Genomic DNA, 23,654 nt, shown 5'->3' with positions numbered 1-23,654 from the left:
GTTAAAACCCACCCTACGTTTCAGGGGCGCTGCCCCTCTGGCCCTGACGGGCCATTCACCCCGGGATATTTATTGACCCAAAGTAGGGGGCTGGACTCAGGGTCCATTCTTCTTTGGGTTGGAAATATCCTCGGGGGGTCCGGGGGGCGAAGCGCCCCCGGGTAAGGTGGGTTTTAACCCACCACCCCTTAGGCGTCGTCGCGGAACTGCATCCGGTAAAGGTCTGCGTAATGGCCGCCGCGGGCCAGAAGCGCGTCATGGGTGCCTTCGTCCACCACGCGGCCCCGGTCCATGACCACGATCTTGTCGGCGTCTCGCACGGTCGACAGGCGGTGCGCGATCACCAGAGTGGTGCGGCCCTTGGACAGGGTTTCGAGTGCTTCCTGCACGACTGCTTCGGATTTGGTGTCCAGCGCGCTGGTCGCCTCGTCCAGCAACAGCACGGGCGTGTCGCGCAGCAAGGCGCGGGCGATGGCGATCCGCTGCCGTTGCCCACCGGACAGGTTCGACCCGCGCGGCCCGGCCGGGCTGTCGAGGCCCTTGGGCAGCTTGGGCAGGAATTCTGTCACATGGGCGGCGTCCAGCACCTGCTGCAACCGCTCCTCAGTGATATCGCTGCGACCCAGCAGGATGTTTTCGCGCAAGCTGTCGTCAAACAGGGCGGCGTCCTGACTGACCACCGAAAACAGCCCGCGCAGGTCGGACAGCGTCAGGTCGGTCGTGTCCACCCCGCCAATCGTGACCGCGCCGCTGTCCGCATCCACGAGCCGGGTCAGCAGATTGAAGACGGTGCTTTTCCCGGCCCCCGACGCGCCCACTAACGCAACCGTCTGCCCGGCCCCGGCGGTCAGGGTCACACCCCGCAGCACGGTCTGGTCGCCATAGGACAGGGTCACATCGCGCAACGCGATCTCGGGCGCGCCCGTGGGCGCGGGCAGGGCGCGCGCCGGGTCTTTCAGCGCGACCGGTTCGGCAAAGACCCCATTTATCCGCTCGATCGAGGCCGAGGCTGCCTGCATCTGTCCCGACAGGTTGCCCAGCCGCCGCAGAGGGTCGAAGGACAGCGCCATGGCAGTGAAGAAGGCCATGAAATCCCCGACGGTTTTGTCCCCAGAGATGATCTGAAGCCCGCCGAAATAGAGCACGCACAGGAACCCGATCCCGGTCATGATGTCGATCAGTGCCGGGATCAGCGCCTGCCCGAAGGCGGATCCGACCTCGGACCGGACCCGGTCTTCGGCAAGGCTGCGGTAGCGGTCCGACTGGTAGCGTTCCAGCCGGTTCAGCTTAATCGGGGCGATCCCGTGAAAGATCTCGTCCAGTCGGATCGACATGCGGCCCGCCACTTCGCGCGCCGCCCGTGCCCGCCGCCGGACAAAGCCCTGCGCCAGCAGCGAGGGCAGGATCAGCAGCGGAATGCCCAGAAGCGCCAAGACGGTCCAAAGCCAGTCGATCCAAAGTGCCACGCTGAACAGCGCGATGACCGAAACCACGTCCCGCCCCAACCCGGTGGCGAGCTGGTTCCACACCAGCCCGATGGATTCCACATCCCCCTGCACCCGTTCGATCAGGTAGCCTGGGGGGTTCTTTTGATGAAACGCGCTGTCAAGCCGCATCAGCTTGTCAACCAGACCAGTCCTCAGGTCGGCGGCCATGCGCTGTTGCACCCGCGTCATCAGCACCCGTTGCAGGACAGAGGTGACCGCGCGGACAGCAAAGATTACCAGAATCCCGCCACCGACGGTCCAAAGCATCCCGATATTGCCGGCGACGAAGACATCGTCGAACATCGGTTTGATCAGGTAGCTGATCAGCCCGAGCATCGACCCTTCGATGACCATGAACACCAGCGCGGCAGCCAGCGTGCCCTTGTGCCGATGCAGGAACCCCCGCCAGAGCCACGCCAAAAGCGCCCGCACGGTCTGGGGCGCGGGGGCGGGCGTCACGTCGGGGGTGTTGGTCAGGGTCATGGCCCCCTCTATCCCGTTGGCCCCGACAGGGGCAAGCCAAAGCGCGGGCGGGTCAGGACAAGCCCGCCCGGACGCGGGCGGTGAAATCCTCGCCCCGCAGTTCGAAGTTGTCGTATTGGTCGAAACTGGCGCAGGCGGGGGCCAGAAGGACCGTATCGCCCGGTTCGGCCTCGGCCATGGCGCGGGCGACGGCGGTGTCCATCGTGGTGCAGACCTCAGCCTCGACTCCGGTCAGCTGACGGGCGAAATCCTCGGCCTCGCGCCCGATGACATAGGCCTTCAGGACCGACCCGGTGGCAGGCAGAAGACCGGCCAGACCGCCCTCTTTCTGCAAGCCGCCGCAGATCCAGCGGACGCGGTCGAAGGCACCAAGCGCCTTGGCCGCGCTGTCCACATTGGTGGCCTTGCTGTCGTTGACGTAACGCACTCCGCCCGCCTCGGCCACCAGTTGCGACCGGTGCGGCAGGCCCGGATAGGTTTTCATCGCGGCCTCGATCTGGCGCGGTCCGATGCCCAGCGTCCGCGCGGCAGCATAGGCGGCACAGGCGTTCTGGTGGTTATGGGCGCCCGGCAGGCCCGATACCGCCCGCAGGTCGATCGAAGCCACCTGCCGCCCCTTGCGGTATTCCGACAGGAACCCCTTGCGGGCAAAGACGGTCCAGCCTTCCCCGGCCAGCTTTTGTCCCGAGGAGATGCGGATCACCCGATCATCGCCTGGCCCCTCGGACAGCTGGTTTGCCAGATAGCGGCCCTCGGCTTCGTCCACGCCGATCACGGCCCGGTCCGGCCCGCCCTCGGCGAACAGCCGACGCTTGGCCGCGAAATAGCCGCCCGGTCCGCCATGCCGGTCAAGATGATCGGGCGACAGGTTGGTGAAGACGGCCACATCCGGGGTCAGGGCGCGGGCTAGATCGGTCTGGTAGCTGGATAGTTCCAGCACGATCACCTCGCCATCGCGGGCAGGGTCAAGATCCAGCACCCCGCGGCCGATATTGCCGGCCAGCTGGGTCGGACGGCCTGCCTCTGACAGGATGTGGTGTAGCAGGGCCGAGGTGGTGGATTTGCCGTTCGACCCGGTGATCGCCACGATCCGGGGCGTCTGGTCGAAACTGTCCCAGTCGTCGCCCCCGAAGGACCGGAAGAACAAGCCGATATCATTGTCCACCGGCACGCCCGCCACCAATGCGGCGGCAATCGCGGGATGCGGGGTGGGGTAAAGATGCGGGATGCCAGGCGAAGTGATCAGCGCGGCAAGGCCCGACAGGGTCTTGTCCTTGCTCAGGTCGGCAAGGGCCAGCCCTTCGGCATCGGCCGCGTCGCGGGCAGTCTGGCTGTCGTCCCAACAGATCGGTTCGGCCCCACCCGCGATCAGCGCGCGCGCTGTGGCCCGGCCCGACCGGCCCAGCCCGAGAACGCCGATTTTCTGTCCCGCGACACCGCGCACTGGAATCATCTGAACACCCTCTCGCTTTGGTCGGGGCAGACTGCCCCCGGCCCGAGAAATGCGCAAGGTGCGGGGGGTGGTGGGTCAAGACCCACCTTACGTTTCAGGGGGCGCTGCCCCTCTGGCCCTTTCGGGCCTCACCCCCGGAGTATTTTGGGCAAAATGAGGGTCCATTCGTCTTTGGGTTGGAAATTTGCTCGGGGGGTCCGGGCGGCGAAGCGCCCCCGGGTAAGGTGGGGCGTGACCCACCATCCGCGAATGGGAAAGGGCGCCCGAAGGCGCCCCCCGATGTTGTCATCATGCGGTTGGATCAGCCGATGATCGTGTTCATCGTGGCCGACGGCCGCATGATCGCCGCGGTCTTGGCCGCATCCGGGTGGTAGTAGCCGCCTTGATCCACGGCCTGTCCCCGGCCCGCCTGCAATTCGGCGATGATCGTCGCCTCGTTCTCGGCAAGGGCTGCGGCGATGGGTGCGAAATGGGCGGCAAGCTCTGCGTCGTCCGACTGTGCGGCCAGCGCCTCGGCCCAGTAGCGGGCGAACCAGTAGTGGCTGTCGCGGTTGTCGGGTTGGCCCACCTTGCGGCCCGGGCTGCGGTCATGGTCCAGCACGCCCTGGGTCGCGGCCTCGACCGCGTCGCCCAGAACGGCGGCCTTGCGGTTGCCCTTGGCCTCGGCCAGGAACTTGAAGCTTTCGCCGAGGGCGCAGAATTCCCCAAGGCTGTCCCAACGCAGGTGGTTTTCGCCCTGTAGCTGCTGCACGTGCTTCGGCGCGGAGCCACCGGCACCGGTTTCGAACAGCCCGCCGCCCTGCATCAGTTTCACGATCGACAGCATCTTGGCCGAGGTGGCCAGTTCAAGGATCGGGAACAGGTCGGTCAGGTAGTCGCGCAGCACATTGCCGGTGATCGCGATGGTGTTTTCGCCCTTGGTGATGGTTTCAAGGCTGGCGATGGTCGCCTCGCGCGGGGCCATGATTTCGAACTTGTCGGCCACTCCCTTGGCTTCAAGGATCGGCTTTACATAGGCGATCAGCTGGGCGTCGTGGGCGCGGTTTTCATCCAGCCAGAAGATCGACCGGTAGCCGGTCAGCCGCTGGCGTTCGATGGCAAGGTTCACCCAGTCCTCGATCGGCGCCTTGCGGGCGCTGGCCGACCGCCAGATATCGCCCGCCTCGACGCTGTGCTGATGCAGGACGGTCCCGTCTTCCAGAACCATCTTCACAACGCCGTCGGCGGGGATTTCAAAGGTGGTCGGGTGGCTGCCGTATTCTTCGGCTTTCTGCGCCATCAGGCCAAGGTTTTGCACCGTCCCGGCGGTGGCCGGGTTCAGTTTGCCATTTGCTTTGAAGAATTCAATCGCGGCGTCATAGACCGGCGCATAGGAATTGTCGGGGATGACGCAGACGGCGTCATGTTCCTTGCCGTCCGGGCCCCAGCCCTTGCCGCCTGCGCGGATCAGCGCGGGCATGGAGGCGTCGATGATCACGTCGGACGGGACGTGCAGGTTGGTGATGCCCCGGTCGCTGTCGACCATATACATCGGCGGGCGGGTGGCGTTGACCGCCTCGATCGCGGCGAGGATTTCCGGTTCGTCCTTGACCTTCTCCAGAAGGGTGCCAAGGCCCGCGTTGCCGGACACGCCGAGTTCCGCCAGCCGGTCGCCGAATTGTTTAAAGACGGGGGCCAGCCAAGCCTTGACCGCGTGGCCAAAGATGATCGGGTCAGAGACCTTCATCATCGTGGCTTTCATGTGCAGCGAGAACAGCACGCCTTCGGCCTTGGTCTTTTCAATCTCTTCGGCAAGGAAGACGTCCAGCGCCTTCGCCGACATATAGGTCGCGTCGACCACGGTCCCGGCCGGGTAGCTGACCGCGTCCTTCAGAACGGTTTCGCCGTCGGCCGTTTCCAGCACGATCTTCGCGGTGGCGGCGGCCGGCAGGGTGGCCGATGCCTCGTTCGAGTAGAAATCGCCGCCCGACATCGCGGCGACCCGAGTCTTGCTGTCGGCCGACCAGTCGCCCATCCGGTGCGGGTTGGCCTGAGCAAACTTCTTCACGGCGGCGGCAGCGCGGCGGTCCGAGTTGCCTTCGCGCAGAACCGGGTTCACCGCTGACCCCTTGATGGTGTCATACTTGGCGCGCACCGCCTTTTCTTCGTCGGTGGCCGGGGTTTCGGGATAGTCGGGCAGGGCATAACCCTGAGCCTGAAGTTCCTTGATCGCCGCGACCAGCTGCGGCACCGAGGCCGAAATGTTGGGCAGCTTGATCACATTCGCCTCGGGCGTCTTCACCAGTTCGCCCAGTTCGGCCAGATCGTCGCTGATCCGCTGCTCTTCGGTCAGATAGTCCGGGAAGGTCGCAAGGATACGGCCCGCAAGCGAGATGTCCTTGGTGCCTACGCTCACGCCCGCGGCGCTCGCAAAGCTTTGGATGATCGGCAGAAGCGAGGCCGAGGCCAGTTCCGGTGCTTCGTCGACCTTGGTGTAGATGATGTCGGGGGTGGTGTTCGCGTCCATGATGTCCTCGCCAGAATCAAGTTTGGCATACAATAGTATACAAAAGCCGGAAGCGCCAGTGACCAAGCTGTCACAGGGGCAGAATTGCCGGATGCCTGCGCGGTCTTACTTTGCCGCTAACACCGGGCGCAACAAGACACTGGAAAAACGGTTTCGCCCACGCTAACGGTTTCAATGCGTGGGGCGATGGCGTCGCCCCGTGATTCCACGCATGTCCGTCCTGAACGCCGGGACCTCTTTGCTAAGAAGGGGGCCAAACATGGACCGTCCCGAATTCTACCGTTTTCACCAGGGCGACCGCATCCTGCCGTTCGCCGCATCCGAATATGACGACCGGCTTGCCGGGCTGCGCAAGATCATGGCCGACGCCGGGGTCGATGCCGCCGTTTTCACCTCGATGCACAACATCGCCTATTACTCGGGGTTTCTCTATTGCTCGTTCGGACGGCCCTACGGGCTGGTCGTGACGGCGACCGAAAGTGTCACCATCAGCGCGGGCATCGACGCGGCCCAACCCTGGCGGCGCTGCCACGGCGACAACATCACCTATACCGACTGGAAGCGGAACAACTACTGGCGGGCGATCCGCTCGGTTACCGGCACCGGCAAGGTCATCGGCTACGAGGGCGACCACATCAGCCTTGCCCAAAAGGCGCTGCTGGACGAATTCCTGTCGCCGTCGGAAACCCGCGACATTGCCGCCGCGACCATGGTGCAGCGGATGCACAAATCTCCGGCTGAACTGGAGATGATCCGCGCGGGCGCCGCCACGGCGGATGTTGGTGGCTTTGCCATCCGCGACGCGATCAGCGTTGGCGCGCGCGAGATTGACGTGGCCATGGCGGGCCGCGACGCGATGGAACTGGAGATCGCCAAGCGCTTCCCCGAAGCCGAATATCGCGACACCTGGGTCTGGTTCCAGTCAGGGATCAACACCGACGGGGCGCATAACCCCGTGACCGCACGGCAATTGCAGGTCGGCGATATCCTGTCGCTGAACACCTTCCCGATGATCTCGGGCTATTACACCGCGCTGGAACGGACCATGTTCGTGCGCGAGGTGGACGAGGCCAGCCTGAAGATCTGGGAAGCCAACGTCGCGGCCCACGAACTGGGGATCAGCCTGCTGAAGCCCGGCGCGAAATGTTCCGAGATTACGGCGCAGATCAACGACTTCTTTGCCGAACGGCAACTGCTGCAGTACCGGACTTTCGGCTATGGCCATTCCTTCGGTGTGCTGTCCCACTATTACGGGCGCGAGGCCGGGCTGGAACTGCGCGAAGACATCGACACGGTTCTGGAACCGGGCATGGTGATCAGCATGGAGCCGATGCTGACCATCCCCGAAGGTCAGCCGGGCGCCGGTGGCTACCGCGAACACGACATCATGATCATCACCGAAGACGGCAACGAGGATATCACCAAATATCCCTACGGGCCGGAATTCAACGTGGTCGGATAACACCATTGTGACGCGGCGGGACAGGAGTGTTTTGCAACCGGCGTTCAGGGTGCTAAGGATCGTTCAACGTTGCTTATTACCGGGAATCTAATGCCGTTTTTGACACCCACCCGCCGCGCCTTCATTGCCCTAGCCGGATCCGCCGCCGCCACCGCCTGTACCCCGGTGCCCGAGGATGTCGTTGGCCCCGACGGGGAAGGCCCGATGTCGGCGCAGCAGGCGATGGACCTGTTCGGTTTCATCCCGGTGGAAGGCTACGGCCCGATCGAGGATGGCGGCTTCAGCCTGCCGCCGATCCCGCCCAGTTTTCTGGAATGGCCCAACCGGCGGCAACTGGTCTTCTACGAAGGTGAACGCGAGCCAGGCACCATCGAAATCGACCCATGGGCCAAGTTCCTTTACTTCATCCTCGATGATGGCACCGCATGGCGCTATCCCATCGCCGTAGGACGCGCCGGGCTGTCGCTGCGCGGAACGACTGTCATCCGGGCCAAGAAAGAATGGCCAAGCTGGACCCCGACCGCGAACATGCTGCGCCGCCAACCCGAGGTCTATGGGCCCTTCCGCCGCGGCGTGGAAGGCGGGCTGGCCAGCCCGTTGGGCGCGCGGGCGCTCTACCTCTATCGCGGGAACCGGGACACCCACTACCGCATCCACGGAACGAATGACCTGCCGTCGATCGGCAATTCCGGATCGGCGGGCTGTATCCGCCTGTTCAACCACGATATCATCGACCTGTTCGACCGGGTCGAGGTTCCGACGACGGTGAACATCCGCACCGAAGAGGATTCCCTGCGGCTGCTCGGCCCGGCCTACAGCCCGCGCGGCGAAGAACTGCCCCCGACCATTGTCAGCCCTGAATCGATCTACGGCGCGACCGATGTGGTGTCGGACGAAACGAGCGACAGCGGCGCGGACGAGGCAACGGCAGGCTGACAGACAGCCAGTCGGGATCGTTTTGACCAATGCGGCCGGCAGGGGCGAAGGGCGGATAAACCGTCGTTCCCCCGTTTGGCGGATTGGGCCTGCGCCTGAACTGGCCGCCGCCGCATCCCCGTTTCGGGCACAGGCTTCAAAACACCCCTGATAGTGATAATAAACGGTGTCACAGCGCGGCGATGCGTTGAAACTGGCCAGCAAGACCAGATGCTTGAACAGCCACAGACCGACCACACAATGCGTCTTGCCGACGCGGTTTTGAAGGTGAATGCCTGATGTACAGAATTGATGATGACAGTCAGACGCTCGTGCTCCAGCCGACCGGGGGCTTGCCGTGCATTGCCTATTTCGGGCCTCGATTGCCTGACGCCGAGGATCTGGACCAGTTGGCTGACGCGGGGCGCATGGACCTGACGGGCGGGATGGTGGACGCGGTTGCGCGTCTCACAATCTGCCCTGTCGCCGATGGTGTCTACATGGGGCAACCTGCGTTGCGGGTTCTTGACGTTGACGGTGCGGAAATCCCGCTTCAGTTTGCGCCTGCGACGATCACGGCCCGTGGAAAAAGCCTGCATGTATCGGCCGTGTCGGGTGGAGTGACCTATACGGCAGAGATTACGCTTGATGGCGTGCTGACACTTCGGGCTGCGATTGAAACAACCGCGCCTGTCAGGCTGGACTGGCTGTCCGCGCCGGTGCTGCCGGTTCCGGGGGCGCAGTCTGATCTGATCGAATTCTCGGGTCGCTGGAACGGTGAATTCCGGATGCAGCGGCAGGGTTTTGCGCCGGGTGCCCGGCTGCGCGAGGCGCGTTTGGGCCGGTCGGGTCACGAAACGCCGCCATTTGCCTATACCGCCAGTCCCCATGCCCGGTTCACGCGGGGCGAGGCGACGGCTTTTGCCTATGGCTGGCCCGGCGGGCACCGCATGATCGCCGAGGAATTGCCCGACGGTCGCCGCCTGATCCAGTTCGGCAATGGGGCGGGGGCCGAACGCGCCCCCGGCACACGGTTCGAAACCGCGACGCTGACGGTTGCCCGGTCTGACACGGGGCTGAACGGCTGTGCGGTGCAGCTACAGGCCCATGTGCGGGACACGATTGTCACTTGGCCGGACCCGGCCCGCCCACGCCCCGTGCATTATAACTGCTGGGAAGCGGTCTATTTCGACCATGACATCGCCACCCTGTCCGACATGGCCGAACGCGCCGCGCGGATCGGGGCGGAACGGTTTGTTCTGGATGACGGCTGGTTCGGCAAGCGGGACGATGACACGACGTCGCTGGGCGATTGGCAGATCGACCGGCGCAAATGGCCGGACGGGCTGACACCCCTGATCGACAAGGTTCACGCGCTTGGCATGACCTTCGGCCTGTGGGTCGAGCCAGAGATGATCAACGCCGAAAGCGACCTCTACCGCGCCCATCCCGATTGGGTGCTTGGCCCGCTGGATCAGACCACGGGGCGGCATCAGCTGGTGCTTGACCTCGGCAAGGCAGAGGTGCGCGACCACCTCTTTGCCGTGCTCGACGCGATCCTGTCGGACAACGCGATTGACTACCTCAAATGGGACCACAACCGCCTGTTGCCCATGCTGGACGCGGCACAGGGGCGGGGCATCCTTGACCTTCTGGCCCGCCTTCGGGCCGCCCATCCCAAGGTGGAAATCGAAAGCTGCGCCTCGGGCGGGGGTCGGATCGACTACGGCATTCTTGAACACACAAGCCGGGTCTGGCTGTCGGATTGCATCGACGCGGCAGAAAGGCTGCGGATGCAGCAGGCCGCCGCCCTTATGATCCCGTCGGCGATCACGGGCAGCCATGTGGGCGCGGCCCATTCCCACACCACCGGTCGCCGGCTGTCGATGGGCTTCCGCGCCTGGATCGCCGCCATGCGTCACATGGGGTTCGAAAGCGATCTGCGCAGCTTCACGGCTGAAGAAGAGGCCGAACTGACCCTCGTGACCGCGTGGTTCAAGGCGAACCGCGGCTGGATGATGTCGGGGGCGATCCATGCGCTGGACTGCGACGATCCGGCGGTGACCGCAGAAATCCAGATCGCGCAGGACAAGAGCCGCTTTGTCGTTTTCGCGGGGCAGGGGGTGACGTCGACCCAGAACCTGCCGCGGGCCCTGCGCCTGACCGGACTGGACCCCGAAGCGATCTACGCCGTTCGTCTGGCCAACCCCGAACACATCGCGCCGCATTCGCGCGGTGGAAATGCATTGAAAACCGCGACGTTGCGATTGTCGGGCCGCGCGCTCATGACTGCGGGTATCAACCTGCCGATCGCGTGGCCGGAAACGGTCTACGTCGTGGAAGGGACCCGGCAGTAACAGCCGTCAAGACCGTGCGTTCTCTTCGACAGAAGGTCGGATCGGCCCCTGTTTCACCTCCGCAGGGGCGAAACCCGGTGTCAGAAACACGGACCTTGGTCGGATGGCCAAGGGCCGTTTGCCCGTCATGCCCGGCGCGGAAACCGTAGAAAACCAAACAGCTCGCACGGTCTTGCCCCGGTCTAAACGGGGGCGAGGGCCTTGGATGTCGGCAAAGGTCCGAAACATCACCTGACCACCCGCGGGTCCGATCCCGTGCAAGGAATGGCAGGTGTGGGGCGTTGGTGCCGCCCGGCTGTCGGGGGCCATGTCTACAGGATCTGCGATGCCCCTTCTTGACCCACTGGACCCGATTGCGGAACTGGCGATCCGGTTCGCGCTGAACGCCGTTTCGATGATCGCGCTGATGTTCGGCATGTTCTACCGCCGATACCGGGACAAGGAACTTGCGACGACTGCGGCGATGTTCAATATCTTCGCCTTCGCGGTTCTCACGATCCTGTCCAGCGTCGAATTCAGTATCGCCGCCGGGTTCGGCCTGTTTGCAATCCTCGCCTTGTTCAGCCTTCGGTCCGAACAGATATCCAAGATCGAGATCAGCTATTTCTTCGGGTCCATTGCCATTGCGGTGATCTGTTCGGTGCTTGGAACTGGTCTGGCACTGGTTGTCCTGATCCTGGCCTTTGTCCTGGTCGCGGCCTGGATGCTGGACCATCCCAAGATCCTTCGGTCCGCCTCTGCCGCCAAGCTGACGCTTGATCGGATCGACCCGCACGTCCTGTCAGACACCGAGGCCATGTGCGCCCACCTGTCCGAGCGGCTGGGCGTTCGCGTCATGAATTTTCAGGTCAATGAACTGAACTACGTCAACGACCTTGCCCGCATCACTGTATTTTATCGGACCTGACAAAGGACGACTGCAATGACCTGTTGTTCCAAAATTGATATCCTGACCGCCCCTTTCACCCCGATCAGCCTTGGCCAATTGAACGCAAAGGCGGAAATGATGGCCCGGATCGACAACAAATATGTGATGCCGCGCGCGACTTTTCTGGATCTGATTCCAGATTTCGCGCAGGCCTATGACGTTCTGGAAATAGATGGAAAGCGGGCCTTTTCCTACGATACGCGGTATTTCGACGATGCCGACTGTAGCGCCTATTTCGAACACCATCAGGGCAAGCGTCTGGGGTTCAAGGTGCGGGCGCGCAGCTATGTCGACGCGGGCCTGTGTTTTCTGGAGGTCAAGGTCAAGGGACAGCGCGGCATGACCGAAAAATACCGGATGCCCTATGATCCTGCCGACCTTCACGGGCTGTCGGATGAGGCGGCGGAGTTCGCCCGCACCACCTATGGCCGTCAGTATGGCAAGCCCTTTCCCTATGCGCTGGCACCATCGCTGGACGTGTCCTATCGGCGGATCACGCTGGTTGCGAAGTCCGGCGGAGAGAGGATCACGATAGATACCGATCTGCGGTTCCTTAGCGATGGCAAGGTGCTGGCCGCGGGGACCGACAGGTTCATCATGGAAACCAAGTCCGCAAACGGGCGCGGTCACGCGGACCGGCTGTTGCGCAAGGCGGGGGAACGGCCGACGCGCCGGTGTTCGAAATACTGTATCGGTATGGCGCTGACCGGACGTGTGACACGCTACAACAGGTTCATCCCGACGATGCGCAAACTGGGCCTGCATCCACCGGCCTGTGGGCAGTTGAAGCGCCCGTTCGGCATGGATGAACCGGCGGTGGGTGTTGTCGGGGTTGCCTGATGCATGGGCGCTGGATCGAACCCTCCGGCGCCTTCACAGCATGAAATGGGCGCCCACGGGCTGGCTCGCTGCGCCGACCGACCGGGCCCTTGCGCCAATACTGCCCGCTTCGATCCGGGGCGGAATCAACCCGCGCGTATCCTGCGTGGCCATATAGCGGCGCACGCGGGATACCAGTTCTTCACGGATCGCGGCGGGGAAGGCCCCGTCGATCAGGATCGCTTCGAAATCAATGACCGAACAGGTCGAAAGCGCGGCTTTCGCCAGTTCCTGCGCCGTCTGGCCTAACCACGGGTCGACATAGCGCGACAGGTTGGTCCAACTATCCGGTTCGGTCCACAACTGGCGGGGGTCAAGGTCCACCTCGCGCAGGCGCAGTTCCAACTGGTGGATCGATGCCATGTCGACCAACTGCATGCTTTCGCCGTTGGGGCCGACCGTGCGCAGTGATCCAAGTGCCCCCGCGTTCCCTTGCGGTCCTTCGAAGACAGAGTTGTTCAGGACAACACCGCCACCGATGAAGGCCCCGATAAAGAAATAGGCGTAGTCGCGGAATTCCTTGCCGCGCCCGAACATGTGCTCTGCCTGACAGGCGGCGGTTGCGTCGTTCATCAGGGTCACCGGTAGCCCGGTGATGTCGGCGGCACGGGCACGCAGGTCCACGTCTTTCCACGATTGGAACGCCTCGTCCGATTTGTCGGTGCTTTCAGGCCAGTTCCAAAGGCCAAACGGGGCGGCCACGCCGATCCCGCAGATGCGGGCCATCGACTCATCTGACAGCGATCCCTTGATTTCGGACACAGCCGCCGCGACAAAATCGAAAATCACATCGGGCAGGGGAACGGCATAGGTCAGCTGGCGTTGGTGGCGCGTGTTCCCACAAAAGTCGATCAAGACAAGTTCGGCAGACCTGCGCCCGATCTTCAGCCCGAAGGAATAGACACCATTGGCCGCAAGACGCATCGGGATAGAGGGCTTGCCAACCTTGCCACGGACCGGATCCCCACGTTCCAAAAGCCCGTCGGTTTCAAGCCTGCGCAGGATCGCAGAAACGGTGGGCGGCGACAGGTTTGCAATCCGCGCAAGGTCACTTCCGGGTAGGGCGCCGTGACGCTGAATCAACGACAGGAGGAGGCGCTCGTTGTGGTCGCGCACCCCCTTTTGGCTCAGCCCTGAGCTGATCGATCTTACCAGTCCGTCCTCCATGCCGCGCAAGTCTATCGGCCTCCTCACCCTTATTCTATAGGGGAAATCCATTAATAAAGAAAGTTAATTAATTAATTGACACGGGCCGTCGAATCGCGTTGTCTTAGGGGCAAGCGGTCGAAACATCGGGCCGTGATTTGCCGGGGTGGAGGCCCCGACTTTTTGACTTTCTCTGGGAGGAAACCATGAAAAAACTTCTCGTCGGAACTGCACTTGCAGTCGTCACTTCCGCCGGTGCTGCCGCTGCGCAGGACGTATCCGCCTGTCTGATCACCAAGACCGATACCAACCCGTTCTTCGTCAAGATGCGTGAAGGCGCCGAAGCTGCCGCCGCCGAAGCCGGGATCACCCTGCGCTCCTACGCCGGCAAGGTTGACGGCGACCACGAGACCCAGGTCGCCGCGATTGAAACCTGCATCGCCGATGGCGCGTCGGGTATCCTGCTGACCGCGTCCGACACCTCGTCCATCGTCAGCGCCGTGACCCAGGCCCGTGAAGCCGGCCTTCTGGTGATTGCCCTCGACACCCCGCTGGACCCGATCGACGCCGCGGATTCGACCTTTGCCACCGACAACTTCCTTGCCGGTGAACTGATCGGTCAGTGGGCCGCTGCCACCCTTGGCGACGAAGCCGCCAACGCCAAGATCGCCATGCTTGACCTCGCCGTCAGCCAGCCGACCGTCGGCGTGCTGCGTGACCAGGGCTTCCTGCAGGGCTTTGGCATTGAACTGGGCGACCCGAACAAGTGGGGCGACGAAACCGATCCGCGCATCGTCGGCCATGACGTGACCGCCGGGAACGAAGAAGGTGGCCGCAAGGCGATGGAAAACCTTCTGGCCGTCGACCCGATGATCAACGTGGTCTACACTATCAACGAACCCGCCGCTGCCGGGGCTTATGAAGCGCTCAAGGCGATTGGCCGCGAAAACGACGTTCTGATCGTCTCTGTCGATGGTGGCTGCCCTGGCGTCCAGAACATCGCCGATGGCGTGATCGGTGCGACTTCGCAGCAGTACCCGCTGCGCATGGCGGCTCTCGGGATCGAAGCCATTGCCGCCTATGCCGCTGACGGCAGCCTGCCGGAAAACACCCCCGGCAAGGACTTCTTCGACACCGGTGTGGCACTGGTGACCGACAAGCCCGCCGAAGGCGTCGACAGCATTTCGGTTGCCGAAGGCATGGACCTCTGCTGGGGCTAAGACCCGGACCGTCCATCAGTTGACTACGGACAAGGGCGGGTTTTTCCCGCCCTTGTTCTAAGAAATGCTCTACACTCTCCCCAATACCCACCCGATGCAGAGGAGGCCGCCAAAATGTCTGGCAATGCCGACGATTTCGAATCCGTGGTGAAAACAAGCCGATCCGAAGCGGTCGCTGAATTCACCAGCCAGAAGAAAGGGGCGCTCGCACGGTTGCAGCATGCCCTTCATGTGAACCCCGCGCTTGTCCCGCTGTTCGTGCTGCTGGCGTCCATCGTCGTGTTCGGCCTGCTTCTCGGGTCCAAGTTCTTTTCGCCCTTCGCCCTGACGCTGATCCTGCAACAGGTACAGATTGTGGGCATCGTGGCCGCGGCGCAAAGCCTTGTGATCCTGACCGCGGGCATTGACCTGTCGGTCGGCGCGATCATGGTCCTGTCGTCGGTCGTGATGGGACAGTTCACCTTCCGCTACGGGATTCCGGTGGAAATCTCGATCGTGCTGGGGCTGGTGACCGGCATGCTGTGCGGTTTCGTCAACGGCTGGCTTGTCGCCGTGATGAAACTGCCACCCTTCATCGTGACGCTGGGCATGTGGCAGATCGTTCTGGCCACGAACTTCCTCTACTCCGCCAACGAAACCATCCGCGCGCAGGAGATCGAAGCGAACGCGCCCCTGTTACAGTTGTTCGCTATGAAATTCAACGTGGGCGGCGCGGTGTTCACTGTCGGCGTCATCTTCATGGTGCTCCTGATGCTCCTTCTGGCCTACGTGCTGAAACACACGGCTTGGGGGCGGCATGTCTATGCGGTTGGGGATGACCCCGACGCGGCGCAGCTGTCCGGTGTGAATGTGAAGTCGGTCCTGATTTCCGTCTATGTTCTGTCCGGCCTGATCTGTGCCTTTGCGGGCTGGGCCCTGATCGGGCGGATCGGGTCGGTGTCGCCGACTTCTGGCCAGCTTGCCAATATCGAAAGCATCACCGCCGTGGTGATCGGGGGCATCTCGCTCTTCGGTGGCCGTGGGTCGATCCTTGGCGCGCTGTTCGGGGCCCTGATCGTGGGCGTCTTCACGCTGGGTCTGCGCCTGGCCGGGGCCGACGCGCAGTGGACCTTCCTTCTTATCGGCGCGTTGATCATCGGCGCCGTGGCGGTTGACCAATGGATCAGAAAGGTTTCGGCATGACACAGGCAGCACAAGCATCCCAAACCGCGATGCAGCCCATCCTGAAGGGCCGCGGACTGGTCAAGCGTTATGGCAAGGTGACCGCGTTAGATAACTGCGACTTCGACCTTTACCCGGGCGAAATCCTCGCGGTGATCGGCGACAACGGCGCCGGGAAATCCACCCTGATCAAGGCAATCTCCGGGGCGGTCGTCCCGGACGAGGGCGAGATCGAACTGGAAGGCCGCAAGGTGCATTTCCATTCGCCGACCGACGCCCGCAAGGAAGGCATCGAAACGGTCTACCAGACCCTTGCGATGTCGCCCGCCCTGTCGATCGCCGACAACATGTTCATGGGCCGCGAGTTGCGCAAGCCGGGTTTCCGTGGGTCGGTTCTGCGCCAGTTGGACCGCCCCAAAATGGAACAGATCGCCCGCGACAAGCTGACCGAGCTGGGCCTGATGACGATCCAGAACATCAATCAGGCGGTCGAAACCCTTTCGGGCGGCCAACGCCAAGGGGTCGCCGTGGCCCGGGCCGCGGCCTTCGGGTCCAAGGTGATCATCCTTGACGAGCCGACGGCAGCCCTGGGCGTCAAGGAATCCCGGCGCGTGCTGGAACTGATCCTTGATGTGCGGTCGCGGGGCATTCCGATCATCCTGATCAGCCACAACATGCCGCATGTGTTCGAGGTCGCAGACCGAATCCACGTGCATCGGCTGGGCAAGCGTCTTTGTGTGATCGACCCGAAGGATTACACCATGTCCGACGCGGTGGCCTTCATGACCGGGGCCAAGGAACCCCCGGCATAGTCGCAAAAAAACGGGGCGCCACCCAGCACTACGGGTGGCGCCCCGAACGCATCTCGGCCTAGCCGGACTTCTTGATTTCGGCCGCCATCTGGCGACCATCCCGGCCCTCGATCAGTTCGAATTCCACTTTTTCATTGTCTGCCAGCCCGGTCAGGCCGGATCGTTCAACCTGGCTGATGTGGACAAAGATATCCTTGCCGCCGTCATCGGGGGCAATAAACCCGTAACCCTTGGTCGTGTTGAACCATTTCACAGTGCCATTGGGCATGGCAGGCCTCCTGTCAGTAGCGCCCCGAGCGGGGCAGGGGGAGAGGTATCTTGGTCCCCCTGTGGCAGGTGGTCTTCAAGTCTCTCGTGTCGAAAGCCTAACACGATTCCGAAAAAGGCAAATGACAACTTGCAACTCGGGCGCGCGCTGGCAATTGTTCCCCCATGTTGATGATCGGACTGAAAACCTGCGACACCTGCCGCAAGGCCCGCAAGGCCTTGGCGGAAAAGGGAATTGACGTGAATTATCGCGACGTGCGCGATGACGGCCTGCCCGAAAACCTGATTGCCGAAATTATGGGCGCGGTCGGGGACAAGGCGGTCAACCGGGCCTCGACCACTTGGCGGGGCCTGTCTGAGGAGGGCCGTGGCAGGCCCTTGGCATCGCTTTTGGCGGAGCATCCGACCTTGTTGAAACGCCCCGCGATCCGTTCCGATGCGGGGTGGACGGTCGGCTGGACCCCGGCCATTCAGCAGGCACTCCTTGGATAATCCGCCGCAAACTCTTATCTGACCTCGAAAGACATTCGAAAAAGGACGACCCGATGCGCAACGCAGCCCTTGTTCTTGGCCTGATCGGTGGATTGATCGGCATGATCGTCGGACTGTTCAGCTATGGCTATGCCGAACTGACTGACAATTATCAGGAAGTGGGCGAGGCATTCGGGTTCCTCGACAACCCCGGCTTTATCCGCTTCGCCAGCTTCTTTGCGCCGCTTCTGGCCATCGCCGGTGGGGCCATGGCCAAGATCCGGGCGCTTTGGGGTGGCGGGCTGATGATCGTGGCCGCGGGCCTGTTCTATGCCGCCTTCGGGTTCAACGTGTGGACCATGTTCCCGATCGGCTTTGTCGCGCTGGGCGGTATCCTTGCTATTGCGGCTGGGAAACCGGACGAGCCGAAAGCCCATTTCTGAGCAACCGGTCGGCGGAGAGCCATCCGCCGCCCAGCCCGACCAGAACCAGCAAGCCCAGAACCCAGAACCCGCGCTGGTCGAGGATCAGGGCATCCGGTGCCCCGTCGAACCACGCGCCCAGCGTGCCGTCATGGGCAATCCCGCCGTGGCCAAACAGGTCGGTCAGGCTTTGTACCGCGATGAACCCGATCATCCCCAGCGCCGCCAGCCGGGTGAACAGCCCCAGCACGATCAGCAGGGGCAGGATGAATTCGGCCAGCGTTCCGGCGACAACAACAGCCCAGTGAAACAGCCCCAACTGGCTGGCGTCATAGCCGACGGCCTCCATCGCCTTGGGGAAGATCTGCGCGTAGGCCCCCAGTGAGGGGGTGAAGATGCCGAAAATCCCGTCGCCGACCTTGGTCAGCGCGGATTTCCAGAAATAGGCCATCAGGACACCGGCGAAGGTCAACCGTGCCAGAAGCGGCAAGAAGTTCGGTGCGACCCGGTCGAGTGTGGTGGCGAAGCGGTCATATGTGGACAGGATCATCGGGGCCTCCGGATCAGAAAACGGGGTCAGGAAATTCGGGTTATCGCGCCTTCGGTGAAGAGGCGCGCAAGGGTTTCGCCAAGGTCCAGCCCCTCGCCCGCCGCGGCCATTGCGGCGGTCAGGGTCTGCCCTTCCATCATGCGGGCGGTGAAGATCGCGGCGGGACGGGACAGAAGATGCGGGCGCGGATCGAACTGGGGCCGGGTAATCAGTACGTCTTCGGCCCCTTTGCCGGGTTTCGGCGCGCCGGGCTGCATGTTGGCAACCCAGATACCGTGGATCGGAAACCGGGATGACACCAGCCGCACGGCAGGGGCGAAGGTGAACCGGGCGCAGGCAAAGGCCTCGGGCGGCAGGGCGCCCAGATCCTCGACCGTGACCGGCGCTGCGTCTGCGGCGTGATAGGATTGCCGGATCGCGATCTCCAGCCGGGCCACATCGGGCAGATAGGGTAGGGCGCGGGCCGGTTCGAACCCTTTCAGAAAGCCCGGCATCTCGGCCCCGTAGTGCATCATCAGGGGCGAGGCGGGCGGATGATTGCGCAGGTAGACCCCGGCCAGCGCCTTGAAGAACGCATCGCCAACCAGCTTTCGGATGACCGGAAAGGCCGCCTCCAGCGCCTCGGTCAGACCGACGGCCACATTGTTGCGGTAGACGTTGAACCGCTTGCCTGCGGGTGCGCCTGCCTTGTCGCGCAGGCCCTCGGGGACCGGTTGGGCCGCGTCCAGCATGGCAGCGCGGAAATGGGATTGGGACACTTCGGTCATGCCGGGATCCTTTCCAGCGCGGCCGCCGCACGACGGGCTTCGTCCGCCAGAACGGGCCAATTGGGCACATCGTTGTCCCATTCGATCAGCAGGGGTTTCGGCCCCGACCGGGCCAGCGTGTAGTCCAGAAGCGCCCAGACCGGCTCTGCCATCTCGCGCCCGTGGCTGTCGATCAGCAGGACCGCGCCGCTGTCGTCCTCATCCTCGTCATGACCCGCCAGATGCATTTCGCCGACGCGGTCCAGCGGGAAGGCGTCGATATAGGCGCGGGGGTCATAGCCAAGGTTCGTGGCCGAGATAAAGACGTTGTTCACGTCCAGAAGCAGCTCACACCCGGTGCGGTCACTGACCGCACGCAGGAACTCTGGCTCTGCCATCTCGCTTTCGGCGAAGGCAAGGTAGGAAGAGGGGTTTTCCAGCAACATCCGACGCCCCAGCACCTCTTGCACCTCGTCGATGTGGTCGCAGACACGGGTCAGCGTTGCGGGCGTGTAGGGCAGGGGGAGAAGATCGTTGAAGAACTGGCTGTCGTGGGTGGACCACGCCAGATGTTCGGAAAAAGACGCAGGCTGCAGCCAATCGCAGAGGTGTTTCAACCGCGACAGATGGTCGGGATCAAGGCGGCCCTCGCCGCCGATCGACAGGCCGACGCCATGCACGGAGATTGGAAACCGGTCCGCCAGAGCCCTCAATTGCGCCAACGGGCGGCCACCGTCGCCCATGTAGTTTTCCGCATGGACCTCGAACCAGCCAACCGGCGCGGGGTCCGCAAGGATCGCGCTGTAGTGCTGGGGCTTGTAGCCGACACCGGGCAGGGGCGGCAGGGCAGAGGGGGGAGTTGCGTCAAACATGGATCAGGGCCTTTTGGGTGAAAGGTGGGCGGCCCGGGATTGGGACGGGCCGCCCGATGGTCGCCTTATGCCGGGAGGTCGCGCTCCAGTGCCTCAAGGCTGCCCATGCGTGCGGTGCCATCGGCCATGGCGGGCAGTTCGATATCGCCGCAGGTGCCGGCCGGAACCAGCGTCCAGGCGTTGCCCTGATAGTCCACGGTCGAGGTGCCGGCGCAGGTGGTGCCCGGTCCGGCGGCACAGTCGTTCTCACCGGCCAGCGACACGCCATAGCACTTTTCATTTTCCTGCGCGGCGGCGGTATGGGCCAGCGCGGTCATTGCGGTGGCAACGGCGGATGCGACGACGATCGTCTTGGAAGTCTTGGACATGGTCATTCCCTTTTGTTGGTCGGCCCGGTTCGGGCCATTTGCCTTAGCGTCGGGGGCTGCCCGAAGCGCTGACCAAACCTAGGGGCGAGTGTCGGTCACCTGCCATTCACGCCCGCGTGCATCGCGGCGGCGTGAGGCCGCGTGACAGGACCAAGGCGGGTTTTCGCAGGTGCGGCAGGGAATAACCCTGAAAATACAAAGGCCCGCCGATCCTTAACCGGCGGGCCTGTAACAGTCTGTCTGCGTGATTTGTTACAGAAGATCGGGGGGCGTGGCCGATTTCCGCAGCTCGCTCACGATCTCCGTCAGCGATGTTACAGCTGTTTCCTTCTCGCCCAGACGGCGAACGGACACGGTGCGTTCCTCGACCTCGCGCGCGCCAACGGCAAGGATCACAGGCACCTTTCCAAGGCTGTGTTCGCGGACCTTGTAGTTGATCTTCTCGTTGCGCAGGTCAGCCTCGGCCCGGACGCCCGCCTTTTGCAGTTCGGCCACGACCTCGCGGACGTAATCATCGGCGTCCGACACGATGGAGGCGACGACAACCTGACGCGGGGCCAGCCAGAACGGCAGCTTGCCCGCGTGTTCCTCGATCAGGATGCCGATAAAGCGTTCAAAGCTGCCGAGCGTCGCACGGTGCAGCATGACCGGCCGGTGTTTCGCCCCGTCCGCCCCGATATAGGTCGCGTCCAGCCGTTCAGGCAGGACGAAATCGACCTGCAAGGTGCCACACTGCCAGTCCCGGCCGATGGCGTCGGTCAGGACGAACTCCAGCTTCGGACCGTAGAAGGCGCCTTCGCCGGGGTTCAGCGTATAGGCGCAGCCCGCCGCCTCGGTCGCGGCTTTCAACGCCGCCTCGGCCCGGTCCCAGACCTCGTCCGATCCGGCGCGGGTGTCGGGCCGGTCCGAGAATTTGACACTGAAGCTTTCAAAGCCAAGGTCGCGGTAGATCATCGACAGGAAGTCGATGAAGATCTTGGTTTCTTCCTCGATCTGGTCCTCGGTGCAGAAGATATGCGCATCATCCTGAGTGAAGCCGCGCACCCGCATGATGCCATGCAAGGCGCCCGAGGGTTCATAGCGGTTGCACGACCCAAACTCGGCCATGCGCAGCGGCAGATCGCGATAGGACTTCAGCCCCTGATTATAGACCTGAACGTGGCAGGGGCAGTTCATCGGCTTCAGCGCGTTCACGGCCTTTTCGCGGGCGTGTTCCTCGTCCACTTCGACGATAAACATATTTTCCTGGTATTTCTCCCAGTGGCCCGAGGCCTCCCACAGTTTGCGGTCCACGACCTGCGGCGTGTTCACCTCGACATAGCCGCCGCGCTTTTGCTGGCGGCGCATGTAGTCCTGAAGCGTGGTGTAGATGGTCCAGCCGTTGGGGTGCCAGAACACCTGACCGGGGGCTTCTTCCTGCATGTGGAACAGGTTCATCTCGCGGCCCAGCTTGCGGTGGTCGCGCTTGGCGGCCTCCTCCAGCATGTGCAGATGCGCCTTCAGCTGGTCCTTGTTCTGGAAGGCCACGCCATAGATACGCTGTAGCTGCGCGCGGCTGCTGTCGCCGCGCCAATAGGCGCCCGCAATGGACATCAGTTTCCAGCTGTCGCCGGGCACCTGGCCGGTGTTTTGCAGGTGCGGGCCACGGCACAGGTCCTGCCAGTCGCCGTGCCAGTACATGCGCAGCGGTTCGTCGCCGGGAATGGCCTCGATCAGCTCGACCTTATAGGGCTCGCCGCTGTCCTCGTAATGCTTGACCGCACGGGCGCGGTCCCAGACCTCGGTCCGGACCTCCTCGCGCTTGTTGATGATTTCCTTCATCTTCTTTTCGATCAGCGCGAGGTCTTCAGGCACGAAAGGCTCGGCCCGGTCAAAGTCATAATACCAGCCGTCCTTGATCACGGGGCCGATGGTGACCTGCGTGTCGGGCCAGATCTCCTGCACGGCGCGGGCCATGATATGGGCAAGGTCGTGCCGGATCAGTTCCAGCGCCGGGGCGTCGTCCTTCATCGTGTTGATGGCGATGCTGGCGTCTTCGGTGATCGGCCACTGAAGATCCCAATGCTTGCCGTTCACGCTCGCGGAAATGGCTTTCTTCGCCAGCGAGGTGGCGATGGATGCGGCCACCTCGGCAGGGGTCACGCCTGCATCATAGCTGCGTGCATTGCCATCGGGAAAGATCAGGGAAATCTGGCTCATCGGCCTGGCTCCTCGTCGGTTTGGCGCCCACGGAACGCCCGGTTGCGGGTTATGTCGTGCGGGGTAATTGACCTGTGACAGGGCAATCGTCAAGCCCCCGGTCTTGTCTTCGCCCGCCCATGCCGCGATGGTGGCCCCGATACGACAGGAGGCCCGCCATGACCGAATTTCTGACCACCCCGCAGGGACGCCGGATCGCCTATTTGAAAACCGAAGGGCAGGGCCCGACCATCGTCTTTTGCGGCGGGCTGAAATCCGACATGGAGGGCACCAAGGCGATCTGGCTGGAAGATTGGGCCAAGGCGCAGGGCCGCGCCTATCTGCGGTTCGATTATTCCGGACATGGAGAAAGTTCGGGCACCTTCGAAGAGGGCAGCATCGCCGATTGGCATGAAGACACGATCGCCGTCACCGCCCTGGCGGATGGCCCGCTGGTCGTGGTCGGGTCGTCGATGGGCGGCTGGCAGGCGCTGCTTTTGGCCCGCGCGATGCCGGACCGGGTGGCGGGCCTAGTCACCATCGCCGCCGCGCCGGATTTCACCGAAGACGGATATTGGGCCGGGTTCAGCGAAGACCAGAAGGCCCAGATCAACGCGGGCGAACCGGTGTTTCTGCCCTCGGACTACATGGAGCCCTATGTCGTCACCAAGAAGATGATCGTGGACGGGCGCAAATGCCTTGTCCTGCGCGACCCGTTGACCCTGCCTTTTCCAACACGGTTCCTGCAAGGTACAGCCGACACCGCCGTTTCGACCGAGACCGCGATCCGGCTGCTGGACCATGCCACCGGCCCCGATATCCGCCTGACACTGGTCAAGGACGCCGACCACCGGTTTTCCGACGATACCTGCCTGTCCCTGATCGGCGCGGCCGTGGCAGAGGTGATCGCCCGCGCCGGGTGACGCAAGGTTCTGCTTTGGCCCGCGCCCGACCGGCCCTACCGTCGCCAC

Annotated in this window: 21 protein-coding genes; 11 read left to right on the top strand and 10 right to left on the bottom strand. The window is 63.4% G+C overall.

Annotated features, from left to right (window positions below; translation table 11 throughout):
- Window positions 1–188: 188 nt before the first annotated feature.
- The 3 genes from U3648_RS10435 to U3648_RS10425 all read right to left on the bottom strand — a co-directional run bounded on the left by U3648_RS10435 (window position 189) and on the right by U3648_RS10425 (window position 5,929).
- On the bottom strand, window positions 189–1,970 hold the full coding sequence (locus tag U3648_RS10435) for an ABC transporter ATP-binding protein (protein ID WP_420859170.1): 1,782 nt from the start codon (window positions 1,968–1,970) through the stop codon (window positions 189–191).
- A gap of 52 nt (window positions 1,971–2,022) precedes the next feature.
- Entirely contained in the window at window positions 2,023–3,423 is a 1,401-nt protein-coding gene (gene murD, locus U3648_RS10430) for a UDP-N-acetylmuramoyl-L-alanine--D-glutamate ligase (RefSeq protein WP_420859169.1), read from the bottom strand.
- A gap of 301 nt (window positions 3,424–3,724) precedes the next feature.
- Window positions 3,725–5,929 carry an NADP-dependent isocitrate dehydrogenase gene (locus tag U3648_RS10425; protein WP_420859168.1) on the bottom strand — a complete coding sequence of 735 codons (2,205 nt, stop codon included), beginning with the start codon at window positions 5,927–5,929 and terminating at the stop codon, window positions 3,725–3,727.
- Between the two features lie 259 nt (window positions 5,930–6,188).
- Between U3648_RS10425 and U3648_RS10420 the strand changes: the two genes are divergently transcribed.
- The 5 genes from U3648_RS10420 to U3648_RS10400 all read left to right on the top strand — a co-directional run bounded on the left by U3648_RS10420 (window position 6,189) and on the right by U3648_RS10400 (window position 12,431).
- Window positions 6,189–7,391 carry an aminopeptidase P family protein gene (locus U3648_RS10420; protein ID WP_420859167.1) on the top strand — a complete coding sequence of 401 codons (1,203 nt, stop codon included), beginning with the start codon at window positions 6,189–6,191 and terminating at the stop codon, window positions 7,389–7,391.
- A gap of 90 nt (window positions 7,392–7,481) precedes the next feature.
- On the top strand, window positions 7,482–8,327 hold the full coding sequence (locus U3648_RS10415; RefSeq protein WP_420859166.1) for a L,D-transpeptidase: 846 nt from the start codon (window positions 7,482–7,484) through the stop codon (window positions 8,325–8,327).
- A gap of 278 nt (window positions 8,328–8,605) precedes the next feature.
- Entirely contained in the window at window positions 8,606–10,663 is a 2,058-nt protein-coding gene (locus U3648_RS10410) for an alpha-galactosidase (RefSeq protein WP_420859165.1), read from the top strand.
- Between the two features lie 325 nt (window positions 10,664–10,988).
- A complete protein-coding gene (locus tag U3648_RS10405) occupies window positions 10,989–11,570 on the top strand; it encodes a DUF4956 domain-containing protein (RefSeq protein WP_420859164.1) in 582 nt (193 codons plus the stop codon).
- A 15-nt stretch (window positions 11,571–11,585) separates the two neighbouring features.
- Window positions 11,586–12,431, top strand: a complete 846-nt coding sequence (locus U3648_RS10400; RefSeq protein ID WP_420859163.1) for a polyphosphate polymerase domain-containing protein — start codon at window positions 11,586–11,588, stop codon at window positions 12,429–12,431.
- A gap of 33 nt (window positions 12,432–12,464) precedes the next feature.
- Here U3648_RS10400 and U3648_RS10395 read toward each other — a convergent pair whose 3' ends face one another.
- The gene (locus U3648_RS10395) at window positions 12,465–13,637 is read right to left on the bottom strand and encodes an ROK family transcriptional regulator (RefSeq protein WP_420859162.1); all 1,173 of its coding nucleotides are present in this window, start codon (window positions 13,635–13,637) and stop codon (window positions 12,465–12,467) included.
- 185 nt (window positions 13,638–13,822) lie between these two features.
- On the opposite strand from U3648_RS10395, the gene U3648_RS10390 reads away from it, so the two are divergent.
- The 3 genes from U3648_RS10390 to U3648_RS10380 all read left to right on the top strand — a co-directional run bounded on the left by U3648_RS10390 (window position 13,823) and on the right by U3648_RS10380 (window position 16,809).
- Entirely contained in the window at window positions 13,823–14,836 is a 1,014-nt protein-coding gene (locus U3648_RS10390; protein WP_420859161.1) for a sugar ABC transporter substrate-binding protein, read from the top strand.
- Window positions 14,837–14,950: 114 nt separating this feature from the next.
- Complete coding sequence (locus tag U3648_RS10385; protein ID WP_420859160.1) at window positions 14,951–16,018, top strand: ABC transporter permease; 1,068 nt, start codon at window positions 14,951–14,953, stop codon at window positions 16,016–16,018.
- 29 nt (window positions 16,019–16,047) lie between these two features.
- On the top strand, window positions 16,048–16,809 hold the full coding sequence (locus U3648_RS10380) for an ATP-binding cassette domain-containing protein (protein ID WP_420859211.1): 762 nt from the start codon (window positions 16,048–16,050) through the stop codon (window positions 16,807–16,809).
- 58 nt (window positions 16,810–16,867) lie between these two features.
- On the opposite strand, the gene U3648_RS10375 is transcribed toward U3648_RS10380, so the two are convergent.
- Window positions 16,868–17,077 carry a cold-shock protein gene (locus U3648_RS10375; RefSeq protein ID WP_420859159.1) on the bottom strand — a complete coding sequence of 70 codons (210 nt, stop codon included), beginning with the start codon at window positions 17,075–17,077 and terminating at the stop codon, window positions 16,868–16,870.
- Between the two features lie 164 nt (window positions 17,078–17,241).
- Between U3648_RS10375 and U3648_RS10370 the strand changes: the two genes are divergently transcribed.
- On the top strand, window positions 17,242–17,568 hold the full coding sequence (locus U3648_RS10370; protein ID WP_420859158.1) for an ArsC/Spx/MgsR family protein: 327 nt from the start codon (window positions 17,242–17,244) through the stop codon (window positions 17,566–17,568).
- 53 nt (window positions 17,569–17,621) lie between these two features.
- On the top strand, window positions 17,622–17,990 hold the full coding sequence (locus U3648_RS10365) for a hypothetical protein (protein ID WP_420859157.1): 369 nt from the start codon (window positions 17,622–17,624) through the stop codon (window positions 17,988–17,990).
- Here U3648_RS10365 and U3648_RS10360 read toward each other — a convergent pair.
- From U3648_RS10360 to thrS, 5 genes are all read right to left on the bottom strand, one after another.
- Window positions 17,947–18,519 carry a DoxX family protein gene (locus U3648_RS10360; RefSeq protein WP_420859156.1) on the bottom strand — a complete coding sequence of 191 codons (573 nt, stop codon included), beginning with the start codon at window positions 18,517–18,519 and terminating at the stop codon, window positions 17,947–17,949. The two genes, U3648_RS10365 and U3648_RS10360, sit on opposite strands and share 44 nt — an antisense overlap.
- Window positions 18,520–18,545: 26 nt before the next feature.
- Complete coding sequence (locus U3648_RS10355; protein WP_420859155.1) at window positions 18,546–19,286, bottom strand: HvfC/BufC N-terminal domain-containing protein; 741 nt, start codon at window positions 19,284–19,286, stop codon at window positions 18,546–18,548.
- Entirely contained in the window at window positions 19,283–20,137 is an 855-nt protein-coding gene (gene bufB / locus U3648_RS10350; protein ID WP_420859154.1) for an MNIO family bufferin maturase, read from the bottom strand. Before bufB ends, U3648_RS10355 begins: the two co-directional genes overlap by 4 nt.
- Before the next feature lie 65 nt (window positions 20,138–20,202).
- Complete coding sequence (locus U3648_RS10345; RefSeq protein ID WP_420859153.1) at window positions 20,203–20,505, bottom strand: BufA1 family periplasmic bufferin-type metallophore; 303 nt, start codon at window positions 20,503–20,505, stop codon at window positions 20,203–20,205.
- A 252-nt stretch (window positions 20,506–20,757) separates the two neighbouring features.
- On the bottom strand, window positions 20,758–22,704 hold the full coding sequence (thrS, locus tag U3648_RS10340; RefSeq protein ID WP_420859152.1) for a threonine--tRNA ligase: 1,947 nt from the start codon (window positions 22,702–22,704) through the stop codon (window positions 20,758–20,760).
- 158 nt (window positions 22,705–22,862) lie between these two features.
- On the opposite strand from thrS, the gene U3648_RS10335 reads away from it, so the two are divergent.
- Entirely contained in the window at window positions 22,863–23,606 is a 744-nt protein-coding gene (locus U3648_RS10335; protein WP_420859151.1) for an alpha/beta fold hydrolase, read from the top strand.
- Window positions 23,607–23,654 lie beyond the last annotated feature (48 nt).

This window comes from Marivivens marinus (assembly GCF_035969385.1).
Classification (GTDB): Bacteria; Pseudomonadota; Alphaproteobacteria; order Rhodobacterales; family Rhodobacteraceae; genus SELP01.
This window is presented reverse-complemented; position numbering and strand designations above follow the sequence as displayed.